Annotated in this window: 14 protein-coding genes and 1 pseudogene; 8 read left to right on the plus strand and 7 right to left on the minus strand. The window is 64.4% G+C overall.

The features are described from left to right. The first annotated feature begins 246 nt into the window (after positions 1-246). The 8 genes and pseudogenes from ccoN to ccoS all read left to right on the plus strand — a co-directional run. On the plus strand, positions 247-1920 hold the full coding sequence (gene ccoN / locus ACIGJE_RS30880; RefSeq protein ID WP_415081088.1) for a cytochrome-c oxidase, cbb3-type subunit I: 1674 nt from the start codon (positions 247-249) through the stop codon (positions 1918-1920). A 4-nt stretch (positions 1921-1924) separates the two neighbouring features. Further along, positions 1925-2680 (plus strand): cytochrome-c oxidase, cbb3-type subunit II, encoded by a 756-nt coding sequence (ccoO, locus tag ACIGJE_RS30885; RefSeq protein ID WP_415081086.1) that lies wholly within the window; start codon positions 1925-1927, stop codon positions 2678-2680. A gap of 1 nt (position 2681) precedes the next feature. Further along, a complete protein-coding gene (locus tag ACIGJE_RS30890; protein WP_415081084.1) occupies positions 2682-2852 on the plus strand; it encodes a cbb3-type cytochrome c oxidase subunit 3 in 171 nt (56 codons plus the stop codon). A gap of 3 nt (positions 2853-2855) precedes the next feature. Then, positions 2856-3725, plus strand: a complete 870-nt coding sequence (ccoP, locus tag ACIGJE_RS30895) for a cytochrome-c oxidase, cbb3-type subunit III (RefSeq protein WP_415081082.1) — start codon at positions 2856-2858, stop codon at positions 3723-3725. Then, positions 3722-3943, plus strand: a complete 222-nt coding sequence (locus ACIGJE_RS30900; RefSeq protein WP_367624687.1) for a hypothetical protein — start codon at positions 3722-3724, stop codon at positions 3941-3943. The genes ccoP and ACIGJE_RS30900 overlap by 4 nt, the downstream gene beginning before the upstream one ends. Positions 3944-3953: 10 nt before the next feature. Further along, the gene (locus tag ACIGJE_RS30905) at positions 3954-4742 is read left to right on the plus strand and encodes a DUF2189 domain-containing protein (protein ID WP_415081079.1); all 789 of its coding nucleotides are present in this window, start codon (positions 3954-3956) and stop codon (positions 4740-4742) included. Next, positions 4739-6988 carry a heavy metal translocating P-type ATPase gene (locus ACIGJE_RS30910; protein WP_415081077.1) on the plus strand — a complete coding sequence of 750 codons (2250 nt, stop codon included), beginning with the start codon at positions 4739-4741 and terminating at the stop codon, positions 6986-6988. Before ACIGJE_RS30905 ends, ACIGJE_RS30910 begins: the two co-directional genes overlap by 4 nt. Continuing rightward, a pseudogene (gene ccoS, locus ACIGJE_RS30915) lies at positions 6985-7140 on the plus strand (cbb3-type cytochrome oxidase assembly protein CcoS); the annotation flags it as partial. The gene ACIGJE_RS30910 and the pseudogene ccoS, both read left to right, overlap by 4 nt. Before the next feature lie 61 nt (positions 7141-7201). Here the strand turns inward: ccoS and ACIGJE_RS30920 are convergent. From ACIGJE_RS30920 to ACIGJE_RS30950, 7 genes are all read right to left on the minus strand, one after another. Further along, complete coding sequence (locus ACIGJE_RS30920; RefSeq protein WP_415081075.1) at positions 7202-8059, minus strand: alpha/beta hydrolase; 858 nt, start codon at positions 8057-8059, stop codon at positions 7202-7204. Then, positions 8056-10044 carry a Fe(3+)-hydroxamate ABC transporter permease FhuB gene (gene fhuB / locus ACIGJE_RS30925; protein WP_415081073.1) on the minus strand — a complete coding sequence of 663 codons (1989 nt, stop codon included), beginning with the start codon at positions 10042-10044 and terminating at the stop codon, positions 8056-8058. Before fhuB ends, ACIGJE_RS30920 begins: the two co-directional genes overlap by 4 nt. Beyond that, positions 10037-10972, minus strand: a complete 936-nt coding sequence (locus tag ACIGJE_RS30930) for an ABC transporter substrate-binding protein (RefSeq protein WP_483680503.1) — start codon at positions 10970-10972, stop codon at positions 10037-10039. Before ACIGJE_RS30930 ends, fhuB begins: the two co-directional genes overlap by 8 nt. Before the next feature lie 4 nt (positions 10973-10976). Then, a complete protein-coding gene (locus ACIGJE_RS30935) occupies positions 10977-13370 on the minus strand; it encodes a TonB-dependent siderophore receptor (RefSeq protein WP_483680505.1) in 2394 nt (797 codons plus the stop codon). Between the two features lie 121 nt (positions 13371-13491). Beyond that, positions 13492-14454 (minus strand): FecR family protein, encoded by a 963-nt coding sequence (locus ACIGJE_RS30940; RefSeq protein ID WP_483680507.1) that lies wholly within the window; start codon positions 14452-14454, stop codon positions 13492-13494. Positions 14455-14603: 149 nt separating this feature from the next. Next, entirely contained in the window at positions 14604-15110 is a 507-nt protein-coding gene (locus tag ACIGJE_RS30945) for an RNA polymerase sigma factor (protein ID WP_367624695.1), read from the minus strand. A 507-nt stretch (positions 15111-15617) separates the two neighbouring features. Further along, positions 15618-16166, minus strand: coding sequence for a hypothetical protein (locus ACIGJE_RS30950; RefSeq protein WP_483680509.1), 549 nt, complete (start codon positions 16164-16166; stop codon positions 15618-15620). Between the last annotated feature and the right edge of the window lie 25 nt (positions 16167-16191).

Consider the following 16191-nt stretch of genomic DNA (forward strand, 5'->3'; position numbering starts at 1 on the left):
TGCAGTCGATCGATCAGATGAGGCCCCCGACGTTCTATAGCCGGAATTGAACCGCGTGTTCCAGCCGCCCCTTCTCGGACCACCGATCAACGCCGCGATCAAGCTGCAATCCTGTGAACCGGCGCACTTCCTCGCCTCGACCTTGATCTACATCAAGGGAGAACTGCCGGCGATCTGCCAAGCGTCAATCCTCGAGCCTGACCCACCGGTCCGGCAACGGAGTGGAAGGCCGATGGAGCCGATGGCATGATCTCCCGCCTCACCTTGAGCGAACGCCAGTTTTCCCTGGCGATTGTAGTCCTGCTTGGCGTCTTCGGCCTGGCGATGTCGATCGGCGGTCGCGGCGAGCCGCTGGGGGTCCACGGCTTCATCGTGCTGGTCGCGGCCCTGGGCTTCATCTTCGCATTGATCGGGCATTACTTCGATCCCGAGCCGCCGGCTTCGCAGCTGGAGGAATATTATGACGATCCCACCCGGGTCGGCATCGTCCTCACCATGATCTGGGCCGTCGTCGGCATGTTCGTCGGGGTGTGGGTGGCGGCACTCCTGGCCTGGCCGGACCTGACCTTCGATGCCGCCTGGGCGAGCTTCGGCCGGCTTCGCCCCGTCCATACCAGCGGGGTCATCTTCGGCTTCGGCGGCAATGCTCTGATCGCGACCTCCTTCCACGTCCTGCAGCGCACCTCGCGTGCCCGGCTGCCCGATCAGGTCAGCCCCTGGTTCGTGCTGCTCGGCTACAATCTGTTCTGCATCGTCGCCGCCAGCGGCTACCTGATGGGCGTGACCCAATCGAAGGAATATGCCGAGCCGGAATGGTATGCCGATCTCTGGCTGGTCGTCGTGTGGGTCGTCTACTTCTCGATCTTCATCCGCACGCTGGCGCGCCGCAAGGAACCGCATATCTACGTCGCCAACTGGTACTACATGGCCTTCATCCTGGTCGTGGCGGTCCTGCATATCGTCAACAACCTCGCCGTGCCTCTTTCGCTCGGCTCGACCAAGAGCTATTCGCTGTTCTCCGGCGTTCAGGATGCCATGACGCAATGGTGGTATGGCCATAACGCGGTAGCCTTCTTCCTGACCTCCGGTTTCCTGGGCATGATGTATTATTATCTGCCCAAGCGTGCGGGCCGGCCGATCTTCTCCTACCGCCTCTCGATCATCAGCTTCTGGGGCATCACCTTCCTCTATATGTGGGCGGGGTCGCACCACCTGCACTACACCGCCCTTCCCCATTGGGTGCAGACCCTCGGCATGACCTTTTCGGTGATGCTGCTGGTCCCCTCCTGGGCGTCTGCCGGCAATGCGCTCGCCACGCTGAACGGGGCCTGGCACAAGGTCCGCGACGACGCCACGCTGCGCTTCATGATGGTCGCCGCCGTCTTCTACGGCCTGTCGACCTTCGAAGGCTCGTTCATGGCCATCCGCCCCGTCAACGCGCTGTCGCACTATACGGACTGGACCATCGGCCATGTCCATGCCGGGGCTCTCGGCTGGGTGGCGATGATCACCTTCGGCTCGATCTACGCCCTGGTGCCCTGGATGTGGAAGCGCGAGGCCATGTGGTCGCCCAGGCTCATCGAGCTGCACTTCTGGCTCGCCCTCTCCGGCACCATCATCTACGTCTTCGCCATGTGGAATTCGGGCATCATCCAGGGCCTGATGTGGCGCACCTACAATGACAGCGGCACGCTGCAATATTCCTTCGTCGAAAGCCTGGTTGCGATGCATCCCTACTACATCGCACGCACAATCGGCGGCTTGTTCTTCCTGGCCGGTGCGGTGGTGGGCTCCCTCAATGTCTGGATGACCATTCGCGCAAGCCAGGCCGAAGCCGGGCGCAGCGGCGAACAGGACGTGCCGGCCCAAGACGTGCCAGCCCAAGATGTGCCGAGCCTTGCCTCGATGCCGGCGGAGTAACGACATGCCTGAAATTCACCGCAAGCTCGAGCGCAACTCCATCGCCTTCCTGGCTGCCATCCTCGTCGTCTCATCGATCGGCGGCTTCATCGAGATCGCTCCCCTTTTCACCATCGATCAGACGGTCGAGAAGGCGCCGGACATGCGCCTCTACACGCCGCTGGAACTGGCAGGGCGCGATATCTACATCCGCGAAGGCTGCTATGCCTGCCATTCCCAGATGATCCGCACCCTGCGCGACGAAGTCGAGCGCTACGGCCCCTATTCTCTTGCGGTGGAGTCGAAATACGACCACCCGATGCTGTGGGGATCCAAGCGCACCGGTCCCGATATCGCGCGTCTCGGCGGCAAATATTCGGATGCCTGGCACGTGGCCCATCTCATCAACCCTCGGGCCGTGGTGCCGGAGTCGGTCATGCCTAGATATGGCTGGCTGGCAGCCAACGCCTTGAAGATCGACGGTCTGTCGCTCAATCTCGCCGCCCAGCGCACGGTGGGCGTTCCCTATACCGACGCCATGGTCAAGAACGCCACGGCGGATGCCTATGGCCAGGCCTCACCGGATGCCGATGCTTCCACCGGCGTGAAGGAGCGCTATGGCGAGGCCACCAATGTCCGGGATTTCGACGGCAATCCGGGCGAGCTGACCGAAATGGACGCGCTGGTCGCCTATCTGCAGATCCTCGGCCGGCAGACCGACATTCCCTACAAGCCGGCGGCTGGCGCGAAGCAGCCGGCGCCGACCGTCGCGGAGAAGTGAGATGGATTTCGATCACCAGAGCGTCGTCGCCTTTTCCAAAAGCTGGGGCCTTTTCTACCTGGTCGGGCTTTCCGTCGCGGTCACGATCTACGCCCTGTGGCCGGGCAAGAAGGCGGAATTCGACAGGGCCGCAAACAGCATCCTCGATACGACCGATCAGCCGGGACGGTAAGCCATGCAGGAAGGCAAACGCGACGGCGTCACCGGCCGCATGACCACCGGCCATGAATGGAACGGCATCGAGGAACTCGACACCCCTGTGCCGAAGGTGGTGCTCGTCTTTCTCGCCCTCGGTTTTGTGTTTTCGCTGATCTGCTGGCTGCTCTATCCGGCCTTTCCGCTGGTCACGACCTATACCAAGGGCCTGCTCGGCATCGACCAGCAGCAATTGGTGACCGACCAGGTCAAGCAGGCAGCCGTCGAGCGCAGCAGCTGGGAGGCGGAGATCGCCTCCAGGGACTTCGCCACAATCGAGGCTGATCCCACCCTGATGCAAAAGGTCAGGGAAACCGGCCAGACTCTCTTTCGCGACAATTGCGCGGCCTGCCATGGCGCCAAGGCGACCGGCGGCCCCGGCTTTCCCAATCTGACCTCGAAGAGCTGGCTGTGGGGCGGCTCGCCCGAAACCATCGCCGAGACCATTCGCATCGGCATCAATTCGGGCCACCCCGACACAAGGGTTTCCCAGATGCTGGCCTTCGGCCGCCAGCACGTCCTCGATGCGGCGAAGATCGAGGATGTCGTCGCCTATGTGCAGTCCCTTTCCAGCAAGCAAGGCGACAGCACGCAAATCAAGGCAGGGCAAGAGGTGTTCGCCGCCAACTGCGTCGCCTGCCACGGCGCCAACGCCAAAGGCAAGACGGATGTGGGAGCGCCGGATCTGACCGATCGGTTCTGGATCTATGGCGGCGACAGCCAGGCCCTCTACACCACGATCTATGCCGGCCGGCAGGGATATATGCCGCAGTGGGAAGGCCGCCTGTCGGAGACCAATCGCAAGATCCTGGCGCTCTATGTCTCGACGCTCGAGGCGGCCAAGCCATGACCGGACGATCGACCGGCCCGCAGTCCCGCCTGGATACCCGCCCCTGGCGCTTGGCAGCAATCATGCTGAGCGCCCTGATCGTCGCCGTGTTCGTCGGCGCCAATGCGCATCTGATCTACGTGGCCTTCGCCTCGCGGCCGGATTGCGTCGCCCATGACAGGGCAACGGGCGAAGCACGCGATGCCGGCTCGTTCGGCGCCGCCCAATCCTCATGCTGAGGGGGATTCCATGATACGTTCCAACGGCCAGCTCGAAACCCTCCTGCCCTCGGCGGCGGAAAGGCGCCGGCGGCATCTGCCGGCATCGGCGGCGTTCGGCTGGCTCGTCGCCGGCTGGCGCGACCTCATCCAACGGCCCGGCCCCAGCCTGGCCTATGGCCTTGTCGTCTTCGCCGTTTCGATCGCCATCGTATGGGCACTCGGCGCGCTCGGCCTCGATTACATCCTCTTCCCGGCGCTGGCGGGCTTCATGGTGCTCGGCCCGCTGCTCGCCATCGGTCTTTATGAGAAGAGCCGCGCCATCGAAACCGGAAGCCCGTTCACGCTCTCCCGCATGATGTTCGTCAAGGCCCGCTCCGGCGGCCAGGTGCTCTATACCGGAGCGATCCTGTGCCTGCTCATGCTGGTCTGGATGCGAGCGGCGGTGATCATCTACGCCCTGTTCTTCGGCTATCGCCCCTTCCCGGGTCTCGACCACGTCGCCGAAATGCTGTTCACCACGCCCATCGGCTGGGCCATGCTGCTGACCGGTACTGCCGTCGGCGGCCTCTTCGCCGCCTTCGCCTTCGCCATCAGTACCTTCTCCATTCCCATGCTGCTCGACAAACCGGTCGACGCCTTCACGGCCATGGGCACGTCGATCTCCATGGTGTTCCGCAACCTGCCGGTCATGCTGATGTGGGGCGCCATTGTGCTGGTCCTCTTTCTCGTCAGCCTCGCGACGGGAATGCTGGGGCTGATCGTGATCTTCCCCCTGCTCGGCCACGCGACCTGGCACAGCTACCGGGCCATCGAATGAGCTGCTGTGCCCATGGCGTCGAGCTCACCGCGGCCATCGGGCGGGCGAGTTCCCAGGACGAGATCGCGCTGGCCAGCCGTGATCTGGGCAACGGATCCTGGCAGACCAGCCTGTCCGTTCCCGGCATGCATTGCGGCACCTGCATCCAAAGCGTCGAAGAGGCCCTTTCGCGGCTTCCCCAAGTCGAACGCGCCCGCGCCAACCTGACCACCCGCCGCGTTGCCGTCACCTGGCGCGGCACGGCGCCGCCCGACATGATCGCCGCCCTGGCGGCCGTGGGTTACAAGGCGCATCTCGACGAGGCCGAGGAACGGACCTTCGATCCGGAAATGGCCCGCCTGATCCGTGCCCTGGCCGTCTCGGGCTTTGCGGCCATGAACATCATGATGCTGTCGGTCTCGATCTGGTCCGGGGCCGAGGCGGAAACCCGGCAGGCCTTCCACTGGATATCGGCGGCCTTGGCCTTGCCCACCCTGATCTATTCCGGCGGCATCTTCTACCGCTCGGCCTGGGCCGCGCTGAGGCGTGGCCGCACCAATATGGACGTGCCGATCAGCATCGGCATCACGCTCGCCTTCGGGCTCAGCCTCTACGACACACTTCACCATGGCCACCAGGCCTATTTCGACGCAGCCACCAGCCTGATCTTCTTCCTGCTGATCGGCCGTACCCTGGACCATGCCATGCGCCAACGCGCGCGGGGGGTGATAGGCTCCCTGATACGGCTCTCTCCCCGCGGCGCGACCGTGGAGCGTTCCGACGGAAGCCGGGATTATCTGCCGATCGGCGAGATCGAGCCGGGCATGGCGATCATCCTCGCCGTTGGCGACCGCGTCCCGGTGGACGGGCGGGTCGTGTCCGGAACCTCCAGCCTGGATTGTGCCCTGGCGACAGGAGAAAGCATGCCGGTGGCCGTGACGACCGGCTCCTTCGTCCAGGCCGGCGCGCTCAATCTGAGTGCGCCCGTCAGGCTCGTCGCAGCGGCGCGTGCGCGAGACTCCTTCCTCGCCGAAATGACACGCCTGATGGAAGCCGCCGAAGACGGGCGGGCCCGCTATCGCAGGATCGCGGACCGGGCCGCCCGCCTCTACTCGCCGGTGGTGCATCTTGCTGCCTTCCTCACCTTCCTTGGCTGGATGGCCGTGAACGGGGACTGGCACAATGCTACCAGCATCGCCATCGCCGTACTGATCATCACCTGCCCCTGCGCGCTCGGCCTTGCCGTTCCCATCGTCCAGGTCGTCGCCGCGCGGCGTCTGTTCGACGCCGGCATCATGATGAAGGACGGATCGGCCATCGAACGCCTCGCCGAGGTCGAGGCCGTCTGCTTCGACAAGACCGGGACCTTGACCATCGGCACGCCCCGCGTCGATCTTCGCGGCGTCGCTCCCGAGGCCCTGGAGATCGCAGGCCTGCTGGCGCGGCATTCGAGCCATCCGGTGTCCCAGGCCATCGCGATGGCAGCCCCCGGCGCCGCAGGACGGCACGCCGATCTCTCGGAGGTGAGCGAGCAGGCCGGGCTCGGCCTCGAAGCCCATCTCGACGGCCAGCGCTATCGACTGGGCCGGGCCAGCTGGGCTCTCGATGCACAGAGCGCCACTGATGGCACGGTCCTTTCGTGCAATGGCAAGGAGATCGCCCGCTTCGCGATCGCGGAAACCTTGCGCCCGGGAGCCGTCGAAACGGTGAAGCTCCTGCGCCATGCGGGACTGTCCGTCACGATCCTGTCCGGCGACAGATCGAGTGCCGTTGCCGGTATCGCCAAGGCCCTGGACATCGAGGATTTCGCTGCCGGCCTGCTGCCGGGTGACAAGGTGGCCCGTCTCGCCCAGGCAAAGGCCGAGGGGCGCCGCACGCTGATGGTGGGGGATGGTCTCAACGATGCCCCTGCCCTGTCGGCTGCTCATGTTTCGATGGCCCCCGCAACCGCGGCCGACATCGGACGCAGCGCAGCCGATTTCGTCTTTCTCTACGACAGCCTCGCCGCCATTCCCGCGGCCCTCGACATCGCGCACAAGGCCGGCCGCCTGGTCCGGCAGAATTTCGCGATCGCCATCGGCTACAACGCACTCGCCATCCCCGTCGCAATGGCCGGCTATGTCACGCCTTTGCTGGCCGCGCTCGCCATGTCGGTTTCGTCGGTCATCGTCGTTGCCAATGCGCTTCGTCTTCGCCCTGCCGGCCACACGATCGAAGCGGAGGCCGCGTCGAGCGCCGAACGCCTGCGCATGGTGGCAGCAAAATGAACAGCCTCGTCTTCCTCGTCCCGATCGCGCTCATCCTCGGCGCAGCCGCGTTGGGCGCCTTCTTCTGGTCGATGAGCAGCGACCAGTACGAGGATCTCGATGGGGCCGGCGAGCGCATTCTCTTCCATGACGACGACAGGCCCGCGGCAGGCTCCGCCCCGTTGCGACTGGGGAGCCTGGAGACCAAAGGCCCCGTTGCACGTTCCGCAGGGCTCAGGATGGACCGAACGCCAGGCGGATCGCTTGATTGACGGAGCCAGGCAGGACTGACATGTGATTTTCACCTTCCAGCAGGTGGAAGGAGGCTGCGAGGCCCGGCACGCTCGCCAGGCGCTCGGCCATGGCTCGCGCATTGTCGACAATCCGGCTTTCCTCATAGCTTCGCGCGCGTTCGGCCGCGTCGCTCGCGCCGACCTGGAATGGTGCCAGGCGCTGTTCGTACTCGCCCGCCATCACCAGCACGCGCCCCGGAGGTTTCGCATCCGCGCCCGCCGCGAAACGTTCCGCTTCAGCCACGATACCCGCCCCTTCCCACCAGATCGCTGGACTTGCCGCGATCCAGGCCGAGAAGGCTTCCGGCTTGCGAAACAAAGCATGCAGGACGAACAGGCCGCCGAAGGAGTGCCCGAACACAGCCTGTCTCTTACCGTCAATGGGCGCGCGGGACGCGATCTGGGGCTTGAGTTCGTCCTCGATGAACGCCAGGAACTCGTCGGCGCCGCCGGTTCGCACGTCCGGGCCGCCCTCGGTGTGGGGCGGGTAGGTCTTGCCGGGTGGCGGCCCCATGTCCCAGGATCGACGCACGCTGTCATAGGCTTCCGGCGTCGGATAGCCGATACCGACGAGGACCCCGGGCATGATGCCGGTGCCGCGCGGATAGCTCGACTGGACACGCAGGATATCGACCGCCGTCCCGACAATGGCATTGGCATCGAGGAAATAGAGGATCGGCCAGCCCTGCGGCGGCGGCGTTTCCTTGGGAATGCGCAGGAAAATGCGATAGGGCGGCATTTTCGACGCCGGAACCAGATCGAAATGGATGGTGTCTGCGATAAGGGCTGGTGAGCTCATGAGGATGGCCTTCGCGCTAGGAGCCAGATCAGACAGGGGCCTCCGATCAGGGAGGCTGCCAGACCGGCTGGAATCTGCCGTGGGAATACGATGGTGCGGCCGAACCAGTCGGCGGCGACCATGACCAGCCCACCCAGGATGGCTGCCCCCACCAATTCGGCCAAGACCTGGCGCATGCCAAGACGGCGCGCCAGATGCGGCGCCATCAGCCCTACGAAGCTCAGTGGCCCGACGATCAGGGTCGCCGCGGCGGCAAGGAGGGCGCTCAGGGCCAGGGTGAGGATATGGCTGTGCGTGGGATTGAGACCGAGAGCGGACGACATGCCCCTGCCAAGGGGCAGGATGGTCAGCATTCTCGCCGTCAGCAACAATCCGCCAAAGAGGAGGAGCGCCGCCGTGATGCTCACGAGAGCCGCCGTGGCATCCACCGCATAGGTCGAACCCATCATCCAGTTCAACAGCAGCATCGCACGCGGGTCTCCGCCGGCCATCAGCACGTTGATCACGGCATCGAACATGGCGCCGAACGCGATGCCCGCGATCAGGGCCCTGTCGGGGCTTGCCTTGCGATCGAGCGCCAGGATGGCGGCCAATGCGGCAAAGGCGCCGATCGAGGCTGCAAGCAATTGCAGGCCCGGCCCGACCGCGGGCAGGGAAAACAGGGCAATGGCAAGGCCGAAGGCCGCACCCGCGCTGACGCCCAGAACCTCGGGGCCGGCCATGGGGTTGCCCGTCAGGCGCTGAAGCAGGCACCCTGCCAGGCCCAGCATCACGCCTGCGGCCAGGGCTGCAATCGCGCGCGGCAGGCGCAGCGCCACAAGCCTGTCGAGCTCCTGCCCCAGGCTCAGATGCCATCCATCGCCGTCGCGCCCAACCGTCGTGGACAGCGCCAGGAGGATGACCACGAGGAGCGCGAGGACGAGGAGACGGCCTCTGGTCGTGGACGTCAGCAGAGCCTTTTCCACCGCGGCAGGCGGGGGCACCAGCGGAACGCTCCTTTGCTGCATGAGCAGGACGATGAGCAGAGGCGCGCCGAGCAGGGCCGTGACGGCTCCCGTCGGCAGGCTGAGGCCCGATAAAGCATCCGCCGACTGCACGGCCTGGTCCACGAGCCACAGCAGGCCCGCCCCCAGCGCCGTCGACCAGGCCAGTTGATGGCCCGCGCGCCGGGCACCGAGAGCGCGGGCGAGCACGGGAGCCGCGAGGCTGACGAAACCGATGACACCGACCGCGCTGACGACATTGACGCTGAGCACGACGGCAAGCGACAGGGCAGCCAGCCTTGCCGTGGCGACGGAAAGCCCGAGACTTCGCGCCTTGGCGTCATCCAGTCCCAGCAATGCCAGGGGACGTGCGAGCATACCGGCAGCCAGCGCGGCAGCCACGAGGACAGGGGCGAGCTTGGCAGCCGCCGTCCAACCCTGCTGGCTGAGCGAGCCACTGCCCCAGATGAAGAGCCCGGCGAGATACTCGGTCTTGAACAGGGTCAGCATGGCCGCGAAGGCCGCGCAGAAGAGCCCTGTCACAAGCCCGGCCAGAATGACGGAAATCGGCGCCAGGCCCCGTCGCCACGACAGGGCCAGAACGCCTGCCGCCGCCAGCGCGCCGCCAGCCAAAGCGGGCCAGACCCGCCCGAAAGCGAACAGCCAGGGGGCCCATAGCATCGCCACGCTCAGGGCGAGGCTCGCCCCGGCCTCGATGCCGAGCGTGGTGGGAGAGGCGATGGGATTGCGCAGGGAAAGCTGGCACAGCGCGCCGGCCAAGCCCAGGGCAGCCCCGCACAGGAGGCTGACAACCAGGCGCGGCAGGAAGCTGTAGGCAAACAGCATCTGGGAGGTATCGGTGACGTTGCGCATCGACAAGGCATCGAGCCAGGCCCCCAAAGGCAAGTACTCGGCCGCGCGCCACCAGCTCAAGGCTGCTGCTGCCGCAAGCAGGCTGGCGGTAAGGGTGGCAGGGCCTGCCCGCCGTGCGACCTCACCCATTGGTGTTTTCGACATCTGCAAGATGGCTGCTCAGCAACGTGCCGAAGCGCATCGCGGAAGGCAGCATTCCGAAAGCCGATGCGGCAGGCAGACGATGGATGTGCCCGGCGCGAACGAACGGCAGGCTGTTCCATACGGGGTTGGTTTCGAGGCTTTGGAGGATGCCCGGAGCAACCGGTTCGAAATAGAAAAATCGGCTTTCGGGACTGGCGGCCAGATCCTCCAGCCCGATGGTGGAAAAGCCCCAATAATTGGTCGGCCGTGTCCAGCCATTGGCAAGGCCGCAACGGTCGATCACATCCTGGAACAGGCTGCGCTGGCCGTAGATGCGCAGATGCCCCTCGTCGAGGAAGTTGACGATCAGCACCGGCCTGTCGGCAGCCTTGCGAAGACGGGAACGCAGTTGCGCCATTGTCGCCGCCCCCCTGGCAACCAGGGCTTGTGCCTGGCTGTCGCGTCCGAGCACGGCGCCAAGCCGGAGCGTCTCCTTGATGCTCAGTTCATAGGGGTGCCCCCCCGGCGGGGCGTAGATGGAGAAAGTCTGTGTGGGGGCAATACGCGCCATCACGGGTTCGATCGCAGCCAGGTAAGGCGTCGTGATGATGAGGTCCGGCGCAAGCCGCACCAACAACTCGAGATTGGGCTCTCGGTCGGTCCCCAGATCGGTGATGCCCGCGGGCAGGCGTGGTTCGACCACCCAATCGTTCCAGGCTTCGACCTGCGGCATGGCGACCGGCGTCACGCCCAGGCCGAGCAGGGTTTCGGTCAAGCCATCGTCGAGCGAAACAATGCGCGTGGGATAGGGAGCCGATTGCAAACCCGTTGGCGCTGCCGAGGCGGAACCGAGGCCAGATGCGAGCGCGGCCAGCCCGCCGGTCAGGAAGATCCGCCGGCTGGGCGAGAGACAGGAAGCTTTGCCGGATTCCAAGGCGTCACCAGCGATAGCGCAGGCTGGCGGTCATCACCCTGCGAGCGCCCTGATAGCAAAAACCAGACTCGCAGGTGACATATTTCTTGTCGAACAGGTTGCGGGCATTGGCTTGCACGTCCCAGCCTTTCAACCCTGGCCGGATCTGTCCGAGGTCGTAGCTGAGCTTGGCGTCCACCAGCGCGACCGCATCGTTCTTGAAGGTGTTCTTGGCGTCGCCGTAGCTTTCGCCGATATAGCGCAGGCCGAGACCGGCGCCGAAGCCTGCCAGGGCAATGTCACCGGGCGCCTGGTAGTCGACCCAGGTCGAGAAGCTGTTGCGCGGCGTCGCGGTCGGCACCTTGCCGACGGTGCCGACATCGCCGGTGATGGTCTTCAGGTCCAGGAAGGTATAGGCGCCGCGCAGGCTGAAGCCGGCGCCGAGATTGGCCACGGCCTCCAATTCGACACCGCGCCCGCGGATCTTGCCGCGCTGCACCGAGACATTTTGGATCGACACGATGCCGCCATCCTGCATGACGTCGAAGATGGAAGCGGTGAACATCCCGTCGAACCAAGTGGGGGCGTATTTGACGCCACCCTCGATCTGCCGGCCGGTCGTGGGCTTGAATGCAACGCCATCGGCGGAACCGAGATTGGGATTGAAGGAGGTCGAATAGCTCACATAGGGGGCAAGGCCATTGTCGAACAGATAGGTCAGGCCCACGCGCCCGGTGAAGGCATTGTCGGAAGCGCGCTCGGTGGTTTCGCCAACGCGCTCATAGGTCTTGGTCTGGACCCAGTCCTGCCGGCCGGTCAGGGTCAGGATCCAGTTGTCATATTTGGCCTGCTCCTGCACATAGAGCCCGAGCTGGTTCTGCCTTTCGGACATGTTGGAGGTATTGAAGGGCGGATCGGTGAATGCCCCGAGCGAGGCGCCCGTGGTGAGGTCGAGATCGGGCGCCGTTCCATAGCCGAGGCCGCTGCGCAGCGTGAGGTTGGAATAGTCCAGGCCCACCAGGGTCTTGTGCTGGATGGGGCCGGTCGAAAAGTCGGCCTGCAGCTGGTTGTCGATCGCCAGGGCCTTCAACCTGTCATGGACGTAGCCGGTATAGCGCTTGGCGATCATCGCATTTGCGTCGATGTCGCTGACACCGGTGAAGCGTACTTTCGTGTCGACGCCGCCGTAGCGAAGCTTCTGCCTGAAAGTAAAAATGTCGTCGAACTTGTGCTCGAACTGATAACCGATGCGATATTGCTTCTGCTCCAGGCTGTTATAGTCTGGATCGCTTTGCGAATACTGGTTGGAGGGCGAACCCAACCACTCGTAATATGGGAAGGCGGCTGGTGTCTTGGCCTGAAGATATTCGCCGAGGATGGTCAGCGTCGTCCGGTCGTTCGGGCGCCAGGTGAAGGCCGGCGCCAGGCTGGCAAGCTTGTCGTCGCCGCCGCCCAGGACGTTGGCCGTCTTGCCGTCCCGTAGGGTTCCGGTCAGGCGATAGAGCAAGGTTCCATCGGCATCGATCGGTCCCCCGACATCGAAATTGCCCTGGATGTGGTTCCTGTTGCCGCCTTCCAGTGCCACTTCGCCAAAAGACTTGTCGACAGGAAGCTTGGAAGTGACGTCGACCAGTCCGCCCGGCGATCCCAATCCGTAGAGAGCCGAACTCGGACCGCGCAGCACCGAGATGTTCTCGACATTGTAGGGATCGATCTTGAAGACCGCCATGTTGGCGCCCGGAAAGCGCAGCCCGTCGCGATAAATGCCGTTATAGGTGACGTCGAAGCCACGGATGGAGAAAGAATCGTAACGGGAGTCGAACCCGGCGGACTCCGTGCGCACGCCGGGGGTGTAGGCCACGGCCTGCGTCAAGGATTGCACATTGCGATCGTTCAGTTCCTTGCGGGTGAGCACCGTCACCGATTGCGGGGTCTCGATCAGGGGCGTGTTGGTCTTCGTGCCTGTCGCGCTGCGCGTGGCAACATAACCGGTGCTGCCTTCGCCATTGCCCTCGACCACGACCGGATCGAGTTCGATGGCACCCGAGATACTGGCCGTCCCGTCGCGGATGATGGGCGCCGTGATCGCAACCGTGCTCGAATTGGTGAAGCTGTAGGACAGGCCGGTGCCGCGCAGCAGGCGCGACAGCGCCTGTTGCGGCGTGGCCGAACCGGCAATACCGGGCGATGACTTGCCTTGCGCGACTGCGGGCAGATAGGTGATCTGCAGGCCGCTTTGACGTCCAAACGCCGCCAAGGCCTGACTGAGCGGTCCCCTTGGAATGGAGAACTGGACCTGCGCGGCCTGCGCGCTTGACGGGACAAGGAGCGGCATGGAGGCGACAACGCTCGAAGCCATCAGGGCCGAACTCAGCGCCCAGCCAGACAGGCTCCCACGAAAGCCTCGAGCCAATTCCATCGACAATCCTCCTCACTCACCGACACCGCGGGGCTGCAGGGCTCGATGACTGCATCGCAAGCCTGCCCCTTGAGTGAAGACGAATGGGAGCCGCGAAATTTCTCCCTTCTGCGAAGCTTTTTTACAGCGACGAAATCACGGTGAGGTAGGGACCGAGCGAACGAACGCGGGCCCCGAAGGGGTGAACCACGGCTTCCAAAGCGCGCAGGGGATTGCCGGGATCGAAAACACCGCTGATGCGGTTGGCGCCAAGACCTGCATCGGCGATCATCACGCGCCCCGGCTGCCAGCGCGCGATCTTCGCCACGACGGCTCGCACCGGCTCGTTTTCGACCAGGATCTGGCCACTGCGCCAAGCGCCGATCTGGCGGGCATCCCGGTTGCCGCGGGTGGTAAGGCGGGTGCCCTCGTCAAAGGTCGCCCATTGCCCGGCCGCCAGGCGGGCGCCATCGACGGAAGCTGAACCGGGAACATCGATCTCGACCAACCCATGTTCGACGGAAACTGAAACGAGGCCGGCATCGTTGCTGAGGTCGAAGGCCGTGCCGAGGGCGGTCGCAGCCAGTTCGGACGTCGTAGCCCGGAAGGGGCGCGAAGGATCCTTGGCAACCTCGAAAAATGCCATGCCGGCCAGCAAGGCAACCGCCCTCCGGCGATCGTCGAAATGCAGGGCAATGGCACTGTCCGGGCCCAGTGTCGCCGTGCCGCCATCGGGAAGCGTGACGCGGCGGATTTCGGCCGTTCCGGTCAGATGATCCGCCTGGGCGCGGAGGATCAGGCCCGGCAACGCAAGATAACCACCGGCCATGGCCCCTGCCCCAACCACTCCCGCGGCCACGAGGCTACGACGGGTCAACCCCTGCTTGGGGCGCGGTTCGACCTGATCGGCGGAAGCAAGAACCCTGCCTGTCAAGCCATGGATTTCCAAGGCTTCGAGCCACGCCCTCTCATAGGCCGGGCCCCTAGCGCGCCAGCGCTTCACCATCTCCCTAGACACCGGATTGCCCGGATCGTTCTGAAGACGGATCATGAGATCGGCCGCTTCTTCGAACAGCCGATCTTCCTGTGGCGAAGTTTCGTTCATCGACGTTCCTTGGGCAGGCGACCGGGCACCTGCCAGCCACCCTGACTACATCAATCAAACGGATGAGCGGAAACATTTTTCCAAACGTTCAAAGGGTTGCATGCCGACGCCCGGCCATACTTTGCGACCGCAACACCTTTTCGGCCTGCCTAGGCCTTCTCGTGCAGCCGAGCCCGGACATGAAGGTAGGCTTCCCGGATCAGCGTCCAGGTCCTGGTCGTCGACAGGCCGAGTTCCTGGGCAATCTCGCTGATGGTCCTTTCGCCCAGGCGATGCATCTGGAAAGCCTGGCGCGTGCGGTCCGGCAAGTCCGCGAGCGCGGCCGTGACGATCGCAAGGCGTTGGCGATCGATGACGATCGTCTCGGGTAATGGTTTGTCGTCCGAGATCGCGGCGAAGGCCTCGTCGGCGAGGTCGTCCTTGAGCACCAAGCGCTCACGACGCTGCTGGTCGATGCGTAGATTGCGCGCGATGCGATGGAGCAAGGCTCGCGGATTGGCGTGATGCACCTCGGCATGCGAGTCCGCCGAAAGCAGCCTGAGAAAAGTCTCCTGCGTCAAATCGGCGGCATTGTCGGCCGTAACCCCCCTACGCCGCAGCGTGTTGGAGATCTCCTTGGCGTGGCGCAGAAACAGCGCGTGGATGTCCAGCACCATCTAGCAATCCTCCACTAGGCCGAATTGCCTGGCTGCGATCGGGCCACGCGCCATGGTCGGCGAGGACACCCGTTTGCATGCGCCCCGGCAGGCTGTCCTGGAGCGGAGGAGGAAGAAGCACAGGACTTGAGGCACGACGGCAGCCAATGAAAGAGGACAACTCAATCCCCTTTGCCACTCTCTGAATTCTCTCGCAATAACAATAATTTATACAGATTCTAGACTGTGCGCCGACTACATTCGGAGGATGTTCTTCTTCAAACCCGCAGCCCATTTCCGAGACCTGCCTGGACTTGATGCCGTCGGGCGGTGAGGAGGCAACGAGGATCTGGCGGCCCGCCCCGTTGTTTCGTCCCTGGTTTGCAAAGACTGGTGCGCGCCCGAATTCCCGGCTGTGGGACGGCTCCTACAGCGTTTTGCGATTCGACGGGGGCATCTGGAATCGCAAAGACGCGTCGAACCAAAGAGCGAGGGCAAACAAGCGTTCAGTCGTGAACACGCTTTGCTCTAGTCGGGAAGAACGTACCATATCTTCTTGGCGAAGCCGCGCTTGTCGAGTGCCCAGGTTGTGCCGGTCACGACGGCGCGTCCATGACGGCATTGGAAACTATGCCCGGTGTCATGACCCGTGATCGCAAGAGCCAGGTCGCGGCCGTCGTCGGCGCCCGGATTCTCCAGGCAGTACTTTGTGATCTGCGGAATGTTGCGCGCCATGTTGATCTTCACGCAGGGCAGGTTGGCACCGATGGAACAGACCATCACCTTGCCATCCATGCAGCGATAATTCGCGTCGACCTTCAAATGGGCGTCGAGTTCGCTCGGATTCTCCCGGGACGCGTCGCCTCCGCCCCGGAATGTCTCATAGGCACGCAGCGTCCGATCGCGCAGGTCCGGTGTGTATTCGCGCACGGTGTCGTCGGTACCGACCCGGGCGCAATAGGTCGGAAGATCCTCGTTCGCTCCTTTCCCGATCCTGGTGGCGATGGCGGGCGCCGGAAGGCCACTCACGGCAGCAGCGACACAGCACGAAGCGGCAAGGACGAGTTGCTTGATCATGGCGATCTCCAAACAAATGTCGGGA

It is taken from the genome of Labrys sp. E2SS-1L, assembly GCF_057073705.1.

Excerpts from the sequence above, each read along its gene's own strand:
- ccoN (WP_415081088.1), top strand. The coding sequence starts at position 247 with ATGATCTCCCGCCTCACCTTGAGCGAACGCCAGTTTTCCCTGGCGATT.
- ccoO (WP_415081086.1), top strand. The coding sequence starts at position 1,925 with ATGCCTGAAATTCACCGCAAGCTCGAGCGCAACTCCATCGCCTTCCTG.
- ACIGJE_RS30890 (WP_415081084.1), top strand. The coding sequence starts at position 2,682 with ATGGATTTCGATCACCAGAGCGTCGTCGCCTTTTCCAAAAGCTGGGGC.
- ccoP (WP_415081082.1), top strand. The coding sequence starts at position 2,856 with ATGCAGGAAGGCAAACGCGACGGCGTCACCGGCCGCATGACCACCGGC.
- ACIGJE_RS30900 (WP_367624687.1), top strand. The coding sequence starts at position 3,722 with ATGACCGGACGATCGACCGGCCCGCAGTCCCGCCTGGATACCCGCCCC.
- ACIGJE_RS30905 (WP_415081079.1), top strand. The coding sequence starts at position 3,954 with ATGATACGTTCCAACGGCCAGCTCGAAACCCTCCTGCCCTCGGCGGCG.
- ACIGJE_RS30910 (WP_415081077.1), top strand. The coding sequence starts at position 4,739 with ATGAGCTGCTGTGCCCATGGCGTCGAGCTCACCGCGGCCATCGGGCGG.
- ACIGJE_RS30920 (WP_415081075.1), bottom strand. The coding sequence starts at position 8,059 with ATGAGCTCACCAGCCCTTATCGCAGACACCATCCATTTCGATCTGGTT.
- fhuB (WP_415081073.1), bottom strand. The coding sequence starts at position 10,044 with ATGGGTGAGGTCGCACGGCGGGCAGGCCCTGCCACCCTTACCGCCAGC.
- ACIGJE_RS30935 (WP_483680505.1), bottom strand. The coding sequence starts at position 13,370 with ATGGAATTGGCTCGAGGCTTTCGTGGGAGCCTGTCTGGCTGGGCGCTG.
- ACIGJE_RS30940 (WP_483680507.1), bottom strand. The coding sequence starts at position 14,454 with ATGAACGAAACTTCGCCACAGGAAGATCGGCTGTTCGAAGAAGCGGCC.
- ACIGJE_RS30945 (WP_367624695.1), bottom strand. The coding sequence starts at position 15,110 with ATGGTGCTGGACATCCACGCGCTGTTTCTGCGCCACGCCAAGGAGATC.
- ACIGJE_RS30950 (WP_483680509.1), bottom strand. The coding sequence starts at position 16,166 with ATGATCAAGCAACTCGTCCTTGCCGCTTCGTGCTGTGTCGCTGCTGCC.